Below are 14,623 nucleotides of genomic sequence, written 5' to 3'. Positions count from 1 at the left end.
GACTTTCCGGTCAATAGGTGTGCAGGCCCACCTTCTCCACAGGGCCGTCCTCGACCTCGATGGTGACCACCCCGGGTCTCACCGTGCCGCACCGACAAACGACGCCCGCCACGATTCCGTTCAGCCCGCCGAGCCGCCCCGTCCCACAGTGTCGTTGAGTGTGTCCACACCCAGAACGTGCAACCGACCACCGACAGTTTCCGAAACCCAAGAAGCTCAAACCACACCCGAAGCCAGAAACTGCGGCACAGCAACGACATCAACCTGTTCCGCCAGCCAAATCTCCCCCTCCTCAACGGAAATGGAACCTACCCGGACAGCAACCTCGACCAACCCGCGAAAAAACGACTCCCCACCGAGAAACCCGATGACCCCCTCCACCGAGACATCACGAAAGCCGCACTCGGTGAGCAGCCGCCGAAGCCCGCGTGCGATCCGAGGCGCGGCGATCACCGAAGCCCGGGCACGCACGATCTCCCGTGTCAGCGCCGGATAGGAGGAATCGATCATCAGGCCCTCCCAGTCGGGCCCGGAAAGCACGATCCGTCCGCCTGGGACCAGAACCCGCCGCGCCTCCGCGAGAGCGAGCTCCGGCTCCGCCAACTCGTGGAACACCTTGTCCGCCCGGTAGCCCGCGAACCCGCCGTCCACCGGCAGCGCGTAAGCGTCACCGAGAAGGAAATCCCGCTCGGGCCACCGTCGACGGGCCTCGTCGATCATCTCCTCCGAAAGGTCGACGCCGACAGCTCGGAAGCCCCGCGCCGACAACTCCGAGACGGCCAGCCCGGCACCGCAACCGACGTCGATCACCGCGGAGCCGGGGTCGAGCCGGAGCAGTTCGTAGGTTCGGGCACGCAGTTCGGCGGCTCCCGGCAGGGCATCGGCGGCGTCGAGCCGCTGCATCATGGACATACGCGGAATCGTGCGACTTAATGTCGACATGAAGTCAAGCATCCTGAGCGTCGGCGAGGTCGCGGAGCGCTTCGGCCTGGCGACGCACGTCCTGCGCCACTGGGAATCCGTGGGCCTTCTCAAACCGGCGCGGACGGGCGATCGGCGGCGGTACGACGACAACGACCTCTACCGGATCGCGATCATCCTGCGCGCGAAGGAGGCGGGACTGAGCCTCGACGGCATCCGCGAGATGTTCCAGAAGCCCAGCGACCGCGAAGCGATCCTCAAGCAGCACAAGCAAGAGCTCGAACGACGGATCGCGGCCGCACAGGCCTCGTTGGCGATCATCGACTGCGCTCTCGGATGCGAGCACGAAGACTTCACCCAGTGCGCGCATTTCCGGGAGGCGGTGGCGCGGGCCGGTTGATCCGGACCCGCGCCACCGCCCGGCTCAGCCGAGCAGCGCGCGCATCTCGGTGATCTCGGCCTGCTGACCGTCGATCACCTTCTGTGCCAAGGCCTTCACCTCGGCGTTGCTGCCTTGCTGCAGCGCGGTCTTCGCCATCTCGAGCGCGCCTTCGTGATGTTCGACCATCATCTCCAGCCACTGCTTGTCGAAGGCGGCGTCCTTGGCCTTGCCGAGTTTCGCGAGATCGTCCTCGGTCATCATTCCGGACGCCGAGCCGTGCCCGGAGTGCTCACCCGACGGCGCCACTCCCCAGCCCTTCAACAGGCCGTTCAGCTGCTGGATCTCCGGATCCTGCGCCTTCTGGATCCGGGCGGCGAGGTCGACGACCTTCGCGTTCCGGGTGCGGCCCTCGACGAGTTTCGCCATCGCGAGCGCCTGTTCGTGGTGCGGGATCATCCCTTGCGCGAACGTGACGTCGGCCTGGTTGTGGCTTGCCTGCTGGGGATCCGGCGCCTTCACCGTGGACATGTCGTGCCCGGTGGAAGCGGTGTCGGAACTGGCGCATCCGGTGAGCACGGCGAAGGAGGCCAGAGCGGCGAGCGCCGCTCCGACCAGTTTGCTGCTGGTCATGATTCTTCCTCGAGTCGGTTTCGGGTAGGGCGGACGAACCCGCCTGTCACACCCGCAACACGCAAAGGAGGGACAACTTCTCCGGCACCGGTCTCCAGCGCGGCGGATCACGGCCCGACGCCGAGCCACCGGCCCGCCTCGACTTCCACGTCGCCACCGTCCGTCCATTCCGGACGAGCAGCCAGGTGACGATCAGCAGGACCCCCGCGGCGAGGACCGCGAGACACAGGTGCAGTCCACTGTGTCCACCGTCGTCGTGCGAAGGCGTGTCCGCGCAACACGGATCCGCCATCGCGACGGCGGAGTGCTCCGCGCCGTGGCCGGATTCGGCGACGACGTGGTGCATGCCGACGAGCCCCAGCGCCACCACGCACAGCAGCAGCCACCGCAGGACGGCCGGGCGCGAGGACTGGGTCACGGCTCCACCGTAGCCGGATTCAGCGCGCCGCCGGACGGTGGGGTTTCGCCGCGGAATGCACTGCCGGGATGTCGCGATCGAGGTGGTCGGCGTGGAACAGCGCCTGCGCGAGCAGGCCTCGGACGTGATCGTTGGCCGCCGAGTAGTAGACGAACGTCCCCTCACGGCGCCCCTTCACCAGGCCCGCGAGCCGCAGTTTCGCGAGGTGCTGGCTGACCGCCGTCGGCGCCGCGCCCGCCAGCTCCGCGAGACAGGCGACCGAGGACTCGCCCTGCAGGAGCGCCCAGAGGACCTTGACCCTCGTCGGATCCGCGAGCAGCCGGAACGTCTCCGCGGCCAGGTGGACCTGCTCCTCGGTGGGCATCTCGAAATCCGGGACCGACTCGTGCATGCCAGGAGGATAGCCGCTATCCTTCTACCTGCGTACCTGCATGACTGCGCAGGTAGCATGACAGTGAGGTGGAAGATGCCAGGGCATGGACACAGTCATGGCCACCAGACGGCGAAGAGCCGTCTCCGGCACCTCCTGACTCCCCACAGCCACGACAGCGCCGACCGCGTCGACAGCGCGTTGGAGACCAGCAAACGCGGCGTCCGGACGCTGATCTGGTCGTTCGCCGCCCTGTTCGTCACCGCCGTCGCCCAGCTCGTGCTCGTGCTGATCACCGGTTCGGTCGCCCTGCTCGGCGACACGATCCACAACTTCGCCGACGCGCTGACCGCCCTCCCGCTCGGCATCGCCTTCCTGCTCGGCCGCCGCGCCGCCACCCGCCGCTACACCTACGGGCTCGGCCGCGCCGAAGACCTCGCCGGCGTGCTCGTCGTCCTGCTCATCGCCGCCTCGGCCTTCCTCGCCGGGTACGAATCCGTCCAGCGGCTGCTCGATCCTCGGCCGGTCCAGCATCTGTGGGTGGTCGCCGCGGCCGGTGTCATCGGCTTCGCGGGCAACGAACTCGTGGCCAGGTACCGGATCACCGTCGGCCGCGAGATCGGGTCGGCCGCGCTGGTCGCGGACGGCCTGCACGCCCGCACCGACGGGTTCACCTCGCTCGCGGTCGTGCTCGGCGCCGCCGGTGTCGCGTTCGGCTTCCCGATGGCCGACCCGATCGTCGGTCTCGCCATCACCGTCGCGATCCTGTTCGTCCTGCGAGACGCGGCCAAGGAGGTCTTCCGCCGCCTGATGGACGCCGTCGACCCAGCCGACGTCGATCGCGCCGAACACGCGGCCGCCGAGGTCCCCGGCGTGCTCGGCACGCGGGACCTGCGGATGCGCTGGATCGGGCACAGCCTGCGCGCGGAGCTGGCGGTGTCGGTCGAGGCCGGGCTGACCGTCACCGAGGCACACCACCTCGCCCATCGCGTCGAGGCACGGCTGCGCGAGGTCCTCCCGCGGCTCGCGGAAGCGGTCGTGCACACCGAACCGGTGAACGCCCACGAGATCGTCACCGGGTGACGCCGTCCGACAACGACATCCGCGCCGTCCGTGCCCGCGCGCAACTGCTGACCGCCCCGGCCGCGGACGTCCTCGCCGTCGCCGGATCCATCGCGGCCGTCCAGGCGCAGTCCACGCCCGCCGCGCGGCTCACGTTCCGGGCCCGTAGCCGGGGCCTGACCGCCCACGACGTCGACGCGACCCGTGACGTGACGCGCACCTGGTTGATGCGCAAGACGCTCCATTTGGTGCCGACGGTGGATCTCCGCTGGCTGAACCGGCTGTTCGGTCCGCGTAACGTCCAGGCGGGGCAGGGACGCCGCAGGCAGCTTGGCCTCACCGACGAGCTCTGCGGACGCGCTCTCGAGAAGCTCCAGGATCTCTTGCGGGGCAAGGCACTCACTCGCCAGGAGATCCTCGACGGCTTGGCCGCCGAGGGCATCGCGCTCGACGCGAAGTCCCAGGCACCGGCCCATCTCCTGGCGTACGCGGCCAATCGAGGGCTGCTGTGCCGAGGCCAGGACGCCGGGACGGAGCCGACGTACGTACTCCTCGACGAATGGGCCACCGAAGGCCACGACCCGGCGGAACCGCATACCGAACTCGCACACCGGTACCTGACCGCGTACGGCATCGCGACCGTCGCAGACTTCGTCGCTTGGTCCGGGCTCCCGCTCGGCCTCTGCCGCAAGGCTTTCGGCGCGCTGGACCTCGTTTCCGTCGGCGGCGGCTTCGCCCTTTCGCGGACCGAGTTGTCCGCTCTCCCGTGTCCACCGCGTCTGCTCGGCGCCTTCGACACGTACCTGCTGGGCTACCGCGACCGCGATCTGCTCCTCGACCCGGCCGAGGCGAAACGCGTCAACGCCGGCGGCGGGATGATCGCGCCGACGGTGCTGGTCGACGGCCGGATCGCCGGAACCTGGCACACCAAGCGGACCGCGAAGCAGACGAAGGTGGTCGTGGAGCCCTTCGCCATGCTTTCGCGGTCCGCCATCACCGGCCTGGAGTCCGAAGTGGACGATTACGGTCGCTTCCTCGGAGAGACGGCCGTCCTCGTCATTTGAGGGACCGGAAGAACTCCCGTACGTCCGCGACCAGGATCTCGGGCTCCTCCATCGCCGCAAAGTGCCCGCCGCGATCGACGTCGGTCCACCGCACGATCGTGTGGGCGTGCTCGGAGTACCGCCGGATCCCGACGTCGTGCGCGAAAACCAGCGCCGCCGTCGGCACGCCGGAGTTCTTCTCGACGGCTCCCCAGGTTTCTGCCTGCGCGTAGCCGACGTACGCGGACGAAGCCGCGGTCCCGGTCAGCCAGGTGAACATGACGTTGGTCAGCAGCCGGTCCTTGCCGATGATCTCCTCCGGCAAGGTGGGACGCGGGTGCGTCCACTCGCGGAACTTGTCCATGATCCAGGCCAGCTGCGCGACCGGGGAATCGACGAGCCCGTAGCCGAGGGTCTGCGGCCGCGTGGACTGGATCGAGATGTAGCCGAACTCCTCTTGCATGAAAGCGCCGATCCGGGTGATGCGATCGCGTTCGATGTCGGTGAGCGAAGCGAGTTCCTCGTCCGACAACGACATCGGGGGCATCGGGGTCAGCCCGCCGTTGACGTGCACGCCGATCACCTTGTCCGGCGCGAACCTCGCCACCTCCGGAGACACCGAAGCGCCGAGGTCGCCACCCTGCACGCCGTAGCGTTCGTAGCCGAGCCGTCGCATCAGCTCGGCCCATGCCCGGCCGATCCGCGGCATGGTCCACCCGGAATCGGAGACAGGGCCGGAGAAACCGAAGCCCGGAAGCGACGGGATCACGAGGTGGAACGCGTCCGCCGGGTCGCCGCCGTACGCTTTCGGGTCCGTGAGCGGCCCGATGACGTCGAGGAACTCCACCACCGAACCCGGCCAGCCGTGCGTGAGGATCAGCGGCGTCGCGCCGGCTTCGGGCGAGCGGACGTGCAGGAAGTGGATCCGCTGCCCGTCGATGACCGTGGCGAACTGCGGATGACGGTTGATCTCGCGTTCGGCGGCACGCCAGTCGTAGCCGTCCCGCCAGTATTCGGCGAGCCCGCGCAGCCAGGCCACCGGCACTCCGGTGTCCCAGCCGTCGCCGGGGAGCGGCGCGGGCCAGCGCGTGCCGTCGAGCTTCGCGTGCAGCTCGTCCAGCTGCTCCTGGGGGATGTCGATGCGGAAGGGGCGGAGCTCGGTGTTTTCCATAAAGCCCACGTTACGAGCCATTGCGGACAGGTTCGGTCCTCGATCAGGAGGCTATTCCGAGTACGGGAAGATTCGCTCGTGACGGACAAGTACTTGGCATACGGCAGGCTGATCCGCGACGGGAAGATCCTGTTCATCCGGCGGCAGCCGTCGTCGTTCCTGGGCGGCCGCTGGGAACTGCCGGGCGGGACCGTCGAGCCCGGCGAGCGACCGGCCGAAACCGTGGTCCGCGAGTTCGCCGAGGAGACCGGGCTGACCGTCCACGTCACCGGCGAACGCGGGACCCACAGCTGGGACGACGTCGCGGGCAGGCCGATGCGGATCCACGCCGCGGTGTACGCCCTCGCCGAGGAGGTTCCGGGCGAAGTCGTGCTCGATCCCGAGGAACACGACGCCTTCGTGTGGTGCGCCGCGGAAGAAGCCGCGGAGCTCGATCTCGCGGAGCACTTCAGGCGGGCACTGGAGGACTGACTTCGAGACCGGGCCGCGGCCTGGTCCGCTCCGCCCAGCGGACGGCGGGCGCGGTGAGCGTCCCCGCCAGCAGGAACAACCCGCCCAGCACCACCCAGCCGACCGTTCCGCCGACCAGGATCAGACCGGTCAGCAGTACCGGGCCGAGCATGCGGGCGATGGCCGTCCCCGCGCCGAAAAGCCCTTGGTACTGCCCCTGTTTGCCGTCGGGCGCGAGGCCGAAGCCGATCTCCCAGGAGCCCGCCGCCTGCGCCATCTCCCCCACCACCTGCAGCGCGGCGCCCGCGAGCAGGACCAGCGCCGCCGCCCACGCGGAGTCGCCCATGGCGGAGAACGAGAAGATCAGGCAGGAGACGAAAAGCAGCAGCCCCGCGTGACGGACGTAGCGGGAAGCGCCGCGCAGGCCGGTCACGCCGCGCGCGACCCGCACCTGGAAGACCACCACGCTCGCCGTGTTGAGCACCAGCATCGCCGAAACCAGCCAGCTCGGTGCCGCGGTCCGGGTCGAGATCCACAGCGGGAGGACCAGGCTGAACAGCGGCATGTAGAGCAGCATGATCATGTTGAGCAGCGCCAGAAGCGCATACGGGCGATCGCGGAGGACGGCCACGGACGGCTCGCCCGCCCGCATCGGCACCGGAGCCACCGGGGGCACCTTGCGGAGCACGAGCGCCGCGGCGACGAAGGCCAGCGCGTCGACCACGAACACCGTCAGGAACGCTTCTCGCGTCCCGATCGCCAGCGCGATCCCGCCGAGCGCCGCGCCGATCGCGATCCCCGCGTTGGACATCGCCTGCAACCGGGCGCGGAACGTCGTGCGTCCGGCGGGGTCGATCAGGCCGGCGAGCAGCGCCTGCCGTGCCGCGCCGAGACCGCATTGGAAACAGGCATACACACAGGCCGCGATCACGAACGCGATGAACGAGTGCACGAAGAGGAACGCTGTGACCGACGCGGCCGTGCCCAGTGCCAGCAGGACCGCCGTGCCCTTCGGCCCGCGGCGGTCGGCCAGTTGTCCCAGCGCGACCCCGGCGACCGAGCCGACCGCCCAGCCCACGGTGAGACCGAGCCCCACCTGCGCGGGCGAAAGCCCGACGATCAGCGTGAAGTACAGGGCCGAGGTGACGTAGTAGGCGCCGTCGCCGACGGAGCTGATCAGCTGGGCCGAGGTCAGTCGCTTCATATGCTCAAACTAAGCATCGGATTGGCCCCATCCCAGCTCCAATATCCGCCAATCGGGTTGGGCCAATATAGGCTCGGCATGTGCCGTTCCACATCAGCCTCGACGGGCACACCGACCTGGCCGCGCGGATCTACCGGCAGCTTCGCGACGGCATCCTGGACGGTCGCCTGCTCGCCGGGGAACGCCTGCCCCCGACCAGGGACCTGGCCCGGGAGCTCGCCGTCTCGCGCAATACCGTCGCCGTCGCCTACGAACGCCTCACCGCCGAAGGCTTCCTCGACAGCCATGTCGGACGTGGGACCTTCGTCAGCCCCGGCTTCGTGGCGCGTTCGAAGCGCGCCGCGCCCGAGGGCACCGGGGTACGGCCCATCGCGCGTTGGAGTTCGCTGCCGGCCCCTCCTGGTGACGACCGGCCCGCGTTCGACTTCCGGGTCGGCGCCCCGGATCCGGCCCTGTTCCCGTTGCGGACCTGGCGGCGGCTGGTCAGCCAGGCGCTCCGGCCGTCACTGCTGCCGCCATCGGGGTACGCCGACCCGGCCGGGCTCGAAGCGCTGCGGGTGGCGATCGCCCGGCATATCGGCGCCGCCCGATCCGTGCGCGCCGGTGCCGAGGACGTCCTGGTCACCCAAGGCGCGCAACAGGCTCTCGACCTGATCGGCCGGGTCCTGATCGAACCCGGCACGCGTGTCGCCGTCGAAGACCCCGGCTATCCCCCGGCCGAACGGCTCTTCACCGCCCATGGCGCCCGGATCGTGAAGGTGCCGGTGGACGCCGAAGGTCTCGACGTCACCGCCCTGACGAAGGGCACCCGATTGATCTATACGACGCCCTCGCACCAGTTCCCGCTCGGCACGCCGATGTCACTCGCCAGGAGGACGGCGTTGCTGGCGTGGGCGGAACGGAACGACGCGGTGCTCATCGAGGACGACTACGACAGCGAGTACCGCTTTTCGGACCGGCCGCTCGAACCGCTCCAAAGCCTGGACCACGACGGCAGGGTGCTCTACGTCGGATCCTTCTCGAAGACCCTGCTTCCCTTGCTGCGGTTGGGTTTCCTCGTCGCGCCCGCCTCGCTGCGGCCGGCTTTGCGGCAGGCGAAGCAGCTCATGGACTGGCACGGCGACCTCGTCACCCAATCGGCGTTGGCGAGCTTCATCGACGAGGGACTGCTCGCCCGCCACGTACGCAAGGCCACCCGGGAGTATTCGGTGCGACGGGACCGGATCCTGGCCTTCGTGCGCGACGAACTCCGAGATGCGCTGGAGATCGTCCCTTCCAGCGCCGGACTTCACCTGTGCGCGCCGGTCGCTCCACATGCGACGGTCACTGTGGACAGCGCGGTCGCCGAAGCGCGCCGGGCCGGGGTGGCCGTCGAAAGCCTTTCCACGTACGGAGGAACGCGCGGCGGCCTGGTGATCGGCTACGGACTGGTCGGTTCCGACCGCATCGACGAAGGGCTCGCCCGGCTCGGCGAGTGCGTTTCGGCCGCCAGGATGTCATGAAAGGGTCGTTCAGGACACTTTCCGTCTTGAACGACCCTTTCCTGACATCCGGCCGCCGCGGGACGCCGAAAACTGTCGTACCCCGGTGGTCTCCTGTTCCCAGGCGACAGCGGGCCCGTCCGGGGCCGCGCGCGGAGCAGAGGAGGAAAGTCCCATGGCCGGAGAAACGGTGCTCACGGTGATCGGCAACCTGACGACCGACCCGGAGCTGAAGTTCACCCCGTCGGGCGCCGCGGTAGCGAACTTCACGGTCGCGTCGACGCCACGCGTCCTGGACCGCGCGAGCGGGGAATGGCGTGACGGGGACCCGCTGTTCCTGCGCTGCGCGCTGTGGAAGCAGGCCGCGGAGAACCTGGCCGAATCGCTCACCAGGGGGACCAGGGTGATCGTGCAGGGCAGGCTGAAACAGCGATCGTTCGAAACGAAGGAGGGCGAGAAACGCACGGTGGTGGAGCTCGACGTCGACGAGATCGGCCCGTCGCTGCGCTATGCCACGGCGAAGGTGAACAAGGCGGGCCGGAGTTCGGCGGGTACGCCGTCGGACGGCGCGTGGGAGCGAACGCCGGTGGCCGCCGGAAATCCGGAGCCGCCCTTCTGACCGGACGGTTCCCTCTCGGGAGGGAGCGATCTCCCTCCCGCGCGTCAGGTGGTCGCGCACCTCCGGCCCGGAGGCTGGAGGTCGTGAACACGACCACGATCGTCACGGAACTCGGGCTGGACCCGGCCCTCGAGCGGCACAGGAGGTTCGCCGCCGAACTCCGCACCGGGCTCGCCCGGGTCGAAGAGAGACTTCAGGAGGTGTTGCGCAGTCCAGGTCAGCCGGAGCTCACCGAAGCCGCCACCCATCTCGTCCGCGCGGGCGGGAAGAGGCTGCGCCCGTTGATGGCGTTGGCCGGAGCCGCGTTCGGCGACGGACGGGACGAGGCGATCTCGGCGGCCGTACTCGTCGAGCTCGTCCACGTGGCGACGCTCTACCACGACGACGTCATGGACGAGGCGCCGATGCGGCACGGGGTCACCAGCGCGAACTCGCTGTGGGGCAACAAGAAAGCCGTCCTGATCGGCGATTACGTGCTCGCCTGCGCGGCGCGGGTCGGTGCCGGGCTCGGTGACTACGCGTTGCGGTCGCAGGCGGAGACGTTCGGCAGGCTCGTGCGCGGCCAGTTCCTGGAGACGACAGGGCCGTTCGAAGACTGCGGTCGTCACGCGCCCTACGAGCACCACATCCAGGTGATGGCCGACAAGTCCGCGTCGCTGATCGCGATGGCGGGCAGGCTCGGCGCACAGGTGTCGGGCGCGGATGAGCGGACCATCGAAACGTTGGGCCAGTACGGCGAACTGATCGGCGTGGCGTTCCAGATCTCCGACGACGTCCTCGACATCTCGGCGTCCAGCACCGATCTCGGCAAGTCCGCGGGCACGGATCTTCGCGAAGGCATCGTCACGTTGCCGATGCTCCACGCGCTCGACGACGAGGGGCCCGGTGCGGCTCGCTTGCGCGAGATCATCGGGCACGGGCCGGTTTCCGATCCGGCGGTCCGGCAGGAGGCGCTGGGGCTCCTGCGCGACTCCGCCGGAGTCGTGCGTGCCGTCGCCGAGGCACACGGGTACGCGTCCAAGGCGAAGGACCTCGCGCTCAGCCTTCCCGACCGGCCGGCCAGGGCGCTGCTCGTCGGCCTTTCGGCGTTCGTGGTCGACCGCGGCGAATAGGCCCACGGTGCCCGCGAGCAGGGTTACAGTGGCGGAATGACCACCGATACCCTGGAAAACGTCGAAGGCCGCGACATCGGCTCCGGAGTCTCGATCATTCGCGAACGAACCGACGTCGACGGTTCCGGGCCGAGGCTGCACCAGCACCCGTATCCGGAAACCTTCGTCATCATCCGCGGACGGGTGAGGTTCACCATCGGCGATTCCGAGCGCGAAGGCGGAGCGGGCGACGTCCTGGTCGTGCCCGCGGAGACGCCGCACAAGTTCGCCGTGATCGGCCCGGAAGTCTACGAAGCCGTCCACATCCACGAAAGCGACCATTTCATCACCGAATGGCTCGAGTAATTCTGTCGGGCGCCAGAAAACCCTTCCCGGGTCTAGAATCCGACGACGTGCTCGTGGACGGCGGGCACCCGAGGCGACGGGAACCGGGAATCGTGACCGACGTGGCGGACCGCAGCGACGACAAAACCCGCCAGGTGGACAGATTCGACCAACGGCGCGCGCAGCTGGCGATGTCGGCGCTGGTCACGTTGTCCGAACTGGGCTACGCGCGCACGAGCCTGCGGGAGATCGCGCAGAACTCCGAGTTCTCCCACGGGGTGCTGCACTACTACTTCCGCAACAAGGCCGAACTGATCACCTATTGCGTCAAGCAGTACAAGGCCGAATGCGTCACCAGGTACGACCGGATGGTCGAGACCGCGGAGACGGCCGAAGAACTGAAGACCGCCTTCGGCGCCGCGACCGCCGCCACGCTGCGTGAAAACGCCCGGCTGCACCGGCTCTGGTACGACCTGCGCAACCAGAGCCTGTTCGAGAAACTGTTCCAGGCCGAGGTGCTGGCCATCGACGAGACACTCGAACTGATGATCTGGCGGGTCGTGTCCCGGTACGGGGAACTGCTCGGCAAACCGGCGGATTTCGCACCATCGACGACGTACGCGCTCTTCGACGGCCTGTTCCAGCAAGGCCTGTTGAAGCACCTCGCCGGCCGGGAGGACGCGGCGAGGTGCCTTCAGGACTCGATCGAGCAGGTGCTGGCGCGGCTGTTCACCACTTGATGGTCGGATACCAGATGACGCCGGTCCGGCCGAGCACCCGCAAGTCCCAGTACAGCAGCGTGAACGTGCCGGCGACCAGCAACGCGGCGCCGGTCACCGCGGCGATCCTGGTGGGCTTCGCGAGCATCCATCGCTGCAACCGCCCGCCCGTGCCGTGGGTGAGCACCAGGAACAACAGCGCCATCACCAGGATGTTGCCGACCGATTGCAAAGCGAACGCGGCGGCGCCGTAGAAGACGTTGTGGCTCTCGGCCGCGCTGCGGAACATCATCCGGAACAGCGGGAACGGCCTGCCGACCAGGAAACCGCCGATGAGCGCGCCCATCAGGACGAGCGGCGCGGGCGGGAACCGGCGGGTGAGCCCGGCGATCGGATTGCGGACGAGGCCGACGGAAGCCAGGCCCAGCACGATGAACACGATCCCGATCACGCCGTAGACGATCATCGACTGGATGTTGCGCGGCGTGAGCCCGCCCGGTGACGAGGCGGTCGAGAACTGCGGCATCCGGGTGCCCACGAGCGCGACGATGACGCCGTACACCACGGAAACCGTCAGCATTCCCGCCGCGATCCAGCCGAGCGGTTTCAAAGTGTCGGTGAACTTCGGCCGTCCGGTGGTTCCTCCGCCGACAAGCGGGGCGACGGCACCGAAGGCGGCGATGTTGCACGCGGTGAAAGTTCCGGCGAGGCCCGAGACGAACGCGAAGAACGTTCCGGCCAGCACTCCGCCGATCGGGGTCGCCTTGGCGTCGTGTCCCAGGAGGGTGTTGGCGACGCTGTCGCCGATCACACTGTCCACAAAGGGAGCCGACCAGATCACCGTCAGCGCGAACCCGGCGAGGACGGACCAGAGGACGATGCGCCCTTTGTGTTCCGGATAGGGTCCCGAGCCGAGGAAATCCGCCTGCGGGGAAACGGGAGCGCGTTCGGTCACGGACATTCGTACCTCCAGCGGCTGTTGGCTTCCCCCGCTGTTCATCGTTGTTCCGCCGCCCGGGCCGCGCCACCTCCAAAGTGCCGATCTCGCCTTGGTCCGTCCGGCTCCGGGTAATTCCGAAAAGGTGAAAGCCGCGGAGTCTCGTGGGATCATCGGCGGACGTGTCCGGCCACTGAACCTGCGGAGGACGATGGACTTCGACGAGGTCGCGGACGAGCTCTACGCCGGCGATCCGGCCGAGTTCGTCGCGGTGCGCAACCAACGGGCGAAAGAGGCCAAGGCGGCGGGTGACGCGGCCTTGGCCGAACGCATCCGCGCCCTGCGGAAGCCGACGCTCGCCGCCACGATCCTCAACCGCCGCGCCGGGTCCCCCGAACTGACGGAGCTGGCCAAGCTGGGCGACGAACTCCGCAAGGCGCATTCGGCGCTGGCCGGTGCAGATCTCCGCAAGCTCGCCCGGCGGCGCCAGGAGCTGGTGAACCGGATCCTGCGAGACGAACGCTCGATGAGCGAGTCCGTCAGCCGCGAAGTCGAAGCCACCCTCGAAGCCGTCGTGGCCGATCCCGAAGTGGCGGCGCTCGCCCTGGCCGGGCGGCTGAGCAGCGGCGCGGACAGCTCGGGTGACCAATGGCTGACCAGTGGGTTCATCCCGCAACCGAAGCGGAAACCCGCGCCGGAACGGGAAAAGCCGGCCACCGTGTCGCATTTGGACGATCGGAGGAAGGCGAAGCGCGCGGCCGCCGAGAAGGCCGAACAGGAGCGGATCGACAAGGCCCGCGAAGAAGCCGAGCGTGAACAGAAGCGGGTGGCGGAGTTCAACCGGCTCCGGCGCGAGGCGGCCGACCTCGCGAAGGCCTGCAAGCAGGCCGAGATCGACCTTTCCCGCGCCGAACGCCGCGCCGAGAAGGCCACGGAGAAGGCGAACGACCTCCGGCGGCGGCTCGCCGACGCCGAACTCGAGGAAGAGACGGCGAACGGCGAGACCGCGTCCGCGCAGACCGTCCTGGACGATCTACGCGCCGAGGCGGCACGAATCGACGACGCCCTCGAACGGTTCTAGGGACCCGTACCCGGTCCAAAGAACGATCACGCGAGATCGCCCTCCAATCACACGTGATCGCCTTCCAATCACACGTGATCGCCCTCCAATCACGCGAGTCACGCCTTCGACCTGGCCAAGGGAGCAGGCTGCCGGTCACGAAGGCGCGTGGCGGTCACCCGGCGTCCGTACGGTGTCTTGCCACCCGGCTTGTACACCGACAGCACGGTCATGGTCACGTACATCGTCGTGGACACGATGATCGGATAGAACCCGTCCACGCGACGCCCCGCCTCCACGAACACACCGTCCATAGTGGACTCGGCCGCGGCCGCCAGCTCCCTGATCCCCGGCAGCAGGGAGAACAACGTCAGCCCGGTGGCGATCAGGGTCAGCACGAGTTTGATCGCGACCCACTTGTACCGGATCAGCCCCCATTTCGTGCCGACGCTGAGCACGATCCCGCTGACCAGCGCGGTCAGGCTGACCGGCAGCAGCAAGTAGCCGCCGATCTGCTCCATCATCAGGATGGCGGCGTGCTGGCGCCGCGCGTCGTCGGTGAACACCGAGGTGAAGGTCAGGACCGCGTTCACCATGGTGATCCCGAGCCAGCCGAGTGACGAAACGACATGGACGACGAGGACGAGTTTCCGCCACCGCGGGGTGAGCGGTCGCCGCACTGTGGAAGTACTCATGCGCTCAGTGTTTCCGCGCGCGGAG

At 68.6% G+C, this 14,623-nt stretch carries 18 protein-coding genes; 10 read left to right on the top strand and 8 right to left on the bottom strand.

The annotated features are described in order from the left end of the window. Positions 1-216: 216 nt before the first annotated feature. Complete coding sequence (locus AVR91_RS03120) at positions 217-912, bottom strand: methyltransferase domain-containing protein (RefSeq protein WP_063276599.1); 696 nt, start codon at positions 910-912, stop codon at positions 217-219. A 28-nt stretch (positions 913-940) separates the two neighbouring features. Between AVR91_RS03120 and AVR91_RS03115 the strand changes: the two genes are divergently transcribed. Then, the gene (locus tag AVR91_RS03115; RefSeq protein ID WP_063276598.1) at positions 941-1,321 is read left to right on the top strand and encodes a helix-turn-helix domain-containing protein; all 381 of its coding nucleotides are present in this window, start codon (positions 941-943) and stop codon (positions 1,319-1,321) included. A gap of 24 nt (positions 1,322-1,345) precedes the next feature. On the opposite strand, the gene AVR91_RS03110 is transcribed toward AVR91_RS03115, so the two are convergent. From AVR91_RS03110 to AVR91_RS03100, 3 genes are read right to left on the bottom strand one after another with little or no spacing between them, the layout of a single operon-like run. Continuing rightward, a complete protein-coding gene (locus tag AVR91_RS03110) occupies positions 1,346-1,933 on the bottom strand; it encodes a DUF305 domain-containing protein (protein ID WP_063276597.1) in 588 nt (195 codons plus the stop codon). 46 nt (positions 1,934-1,979) lie between these two features. Next, entirely contained in the window at positions 1,980-2,351 is a 372-nt protein-coding gene (locus tag AVR91_RS03105; protein WP_063276596.1) for a DUF6153 family protein, read from the bottom strand. 19 nt (positions 2,352-2,370) lie between these two features. Then, on the bottom strand, positions 2,371-2,742 hold the full coding sequence (locus tag AVR91_RS03100) for an ArsR/SmtB family transcription factor (RefSeq protein ID WP_063276595.1): 372 nt from the start codon (positions 2,740-2,742) through the stop codon (positions 2,371-2,373). Between the two features lie 75 nt (positions 2,743-2,817). On the opposite strand from AVR91_RS03100, the gene AVR91_RS03095 reads away from it, so the two are divergent. Then, complete coding sequence (locus AVR91_RS03095) at positions 2,818-3,804, top strand: cation diffusion facilitator family transporter (RefSeq protein WP_063276594.1); 987 nt, start codon at positions 2,818-2,820, stop codon at positions 3,802-3,804. Further along, positions 3,801-4,847 (top strand): winged helix DNA-binding domain-containing protein, encoded by a 1,047-nt coding sequence (locus AVR91_RS03090; RefSeq protein WP_063276593.1) that lies wholly within the window; start codon positions 3,801-3,803, stop codon positions 4,845-4,847. The genes AVR91_RS03095 and AVR91_RS03090 overlap by 4 nt, the downstream gene beginning before the upstream one ends. Here the strand turns inward: AVR91_RS03090 and AVR91_RS03085 are convergent. Further along, the gene (locus tag AVR91_RS03085; RefSeq protein ID WP_063276592.1) at positions 4,840-5,997 is read right to left on the bottom strand and encodes an epoxide hydrolase family protein; all 1,158 of its coding nucleotides are present in this window, start codon (positions 5,995-5,997) and stop codon (positions 4,840-4,842) included. The two genes, AVR91_RS03090 and AVR91_RS03085, sit on opposite strands and share 8 nt — an antisense overlap. Positions 5,998-6,075: 78 nt before the next feature. On the opposite strand from AVR91_RS03085, the gene AVR91_RS03080 reads away from it, so the two are divergent. Beyond that, on the top strand, positions 6,076-6,468 hold the full coding sequence (locus AVR91_RS03080; RefSeq protein ID WP_072026152.1) for an NUDIX hydrolase: 393 nt from the start codon (positions 6,076-6,078) through the stop codon (positions 6,466-6,468). Here the strand turns inward: AVR91_RS03080 and AVR91_RS03075 are convergent. Next, a complete protein-coding gene (locus AVR91_RS03075; RefSeq protein WP_063276591.1) occupies positions 6,446-7,651 on the bottom strand; it encodes an MFS transporter in 1,206 nt (401 codons plus the stop codon). The genes AVR91_RS03080 and AVR91_RS03075 overlap by 23 nt on opposite strands. Before the next feature lie 80 nt (positions 7,652-7,731). Between AVR91_RS03075 and pdxR the strand changes: the two genes are divergently transcribed. The 5 genes from pdxR (at position 7,732) to AVR91_RS03050 (ending at position 11,927) form a co-directional block, all read left to right on the top strand. Then, entirely contained in the window at positions 7,732-9,153 is a 1,422-nt protein-coding gene (gene pdxR, locus AVR91_RS03070; protein ID WP_063276590.1) for a MocR-like pyridoxine biosynthesis transcription factor PdxR, read from the top strand. Positions 9,154-9,307: 154 nt separating this feature from the next. Continuing rightward, on the top strand, positions 9,308-9,751 hold the full coding sequence (locus AVR91_RS03065) for a single-stranded DNA-binding protein (protein WP_016335879.1): 444 nt from the start codon (positions 9,308-9,310) through the stop codon (positions 9,749-9,751). 83 nt (positions 9,752-9,834) lie between these two features. Beyond that, positions 9,835-10,863, top strand: a complete 1,029-nt coding sequence (locus AVR91_RS03060) for a polyprenyl synthetase family protein (protein ID WP_063276589.1) — start codon at positions 9,835-9,837, stop codon at positions 10,861-10,863. A gap of 36 nt (positions 10,864-10,899) precedes the next feature. After that, entirely contained in the window at positions 10,900-11,208 is a 309-nt protein-coding gene (locus tag AVR91_RS03055; RefSeq protein ID WP_016335881.1) for a cupin domain-containing protein, read from the top strand. A 92-nt stretch (positions 11,209-11,300) separates the two neighbouring features. Beyond that, positions 11,301-11,927: a TetR/AcrR family transcriptional regulator gene (locus AVR91_RS03050; RefSeq protein WP_063276588.1), complete on the top strand. Its 627-nt coding sequence runs from the start codon at positions 11,301-11,303 to the stop codon at positions 11,925-11,927. Here the strand turns inward: AVR91_RS03050 and AVR91_RS03045 are convergent. Further along, entirely contained in the window at positions 11,917-12,867 is a 951-nt protein-coding gene (locus tag AVR91_RS03045; protein ID WP_063276587.1) for a hypothetical protein, read from the bottom strand. The genes AVR91_RS03050 and AVR91_RS03045 overlap by 11 nt on opposite strands. A gap of 187 nt (positions 12,868-13,054) precedes the next feature. Here AVR91_RS03045 and AVR91_RS03040 point away from each other — a divergent pair, with 187 nt between their 5' ends. Further along, positions 13,055-13,924, top strand: coding sequence for a hypothetical protein (locus AVR91_RS03040; RefSeq protein WP_063276586.1), 870 nt, complete (start codon positions 13,055-13,057; stop codon positions 13,922-13,924). A gap of 98 nt (positions 13,925-14,022) precedes the next feature. Here the strand turns inward: AVR91_RS03040 and AVR91_RS03035 are convergent, their stop codons facing one another. Further along, positions 14,023-14,598, bottom strand: a complete 576-nt coding sequence (locus AVR91_RS03035) for a hypothetical protein (RefSeq protein ID WP_063823209.1) — start codon at positions 14,596-14,598, stop codon at positions 14,023-14,025. Between the last annotated feature and the right edge of the window lie 25 nt (positions 14,599-14,623).

Origin of the sequence: Amycolatopsis keratiniphila subsp. keratiniphila (assembly GCF_001620365.2) — a bacterium.
Lineage (GTDB): Bacteria > Actinomycetota > Actinomycetes > Mycobacteriales > Pseudonocardiaceae > Amycolatopsis > Amycolatopsis keratiniphila.
Note: the sequence above shows the minus strand (reverse complement) of the source record. Positions and strands in the feature narration are given on the sequence as shown.

Excerpts from the sequence above, each read along its gene's own strand:
- AVR91_RS03075 (WP_063276591.1), bottom strand. The coding sequence starts at position 7,651 with ATGAAGCGACTGACCTCGGCCCAGCTGATCAGCTCCGTCGGCGACGGC.
- AVR91_RS03045 (WP_063276587.1), bottom strand. The coding sequence starts at position 12,867 with ATGTCCGTGACCGAACGCGCTCCCGTTTCCCCGCAGGCGGATTTCCTC.
- AVR91_RS03065 (WP_016335879.1), top strand. The coding sequence starts at position 9,308 with ATGGCCGGAGAAACGGTGCTCACGGTGATCGGCAACCTGACGACCGAC.
- AVR91_RS03035 (WP_063823209.1), bottom strand. The coding sequence starts at position 14,598 with ATGAGTACTTCCACAGTGCGGCGACCGCTCACCCCGCGGTGGCGGAAA.
- AVR91_RS03040 (WP_063276586.1), top strand. The coding sequence starts at position 13,055 with ATGGACTTCGACGAGGTCGCGGACGAGCTCTACGCCGGCGATCCGGCC.
- AVR91_RS03110 (WP_063276597.1), bottom strand. The coding sequence starts at position 1,933 with ATGACCAGCAGCAAACTGGTCGGAGCGGCGCTCGCCGCTCTGGCCTCC.
- AVR91_RS03120 (WP_063276599.1), bottom strand. The coding sequence starts at position 912 with ATGTCCATGATGCAGCGGCTCGACGCCGCCGATGCCCTGCCGGGAGCC.
- AVR91_RS03100 (WP_063276595.1), bottom strand. The coding sequence starts at position 2,742 with ATGCACGAGTCGGTCCCGGATTTCGAGATGCCCACCGAGGAGCAGGTC.
- AVR91_RS03115 (WP_063276598.1), top strand. The coding sequence starts at position 941 with ATGAAGTCAAGCATCCTGAGCGTCGGCGAGGTCGCGGAGCGCTTCGGC.
- AVR91_RS03095 (WP_063276594.1), top strand. The coding sequence starts at position 2,818 with ATGCCAGGGCATGGACACAGTCATGGCCACCAGACGGCGAAGAGCCGT.
- AVR91_RS03085 (WP_063276592.1), bottom strand. The coding sequence starts at position 5,997 with ATGGAAAACACCGAGCTCCGCCCCTTCCGCATCGACATCCCCCAGGAG.
- AVR91_RS03055 (WP_016335881.1), top strand. The coding sequence starts at position 10,900 with ATGACCACCGATACCCTGGAAAACGTCGAAGGCCGCGACATCGGCTCC.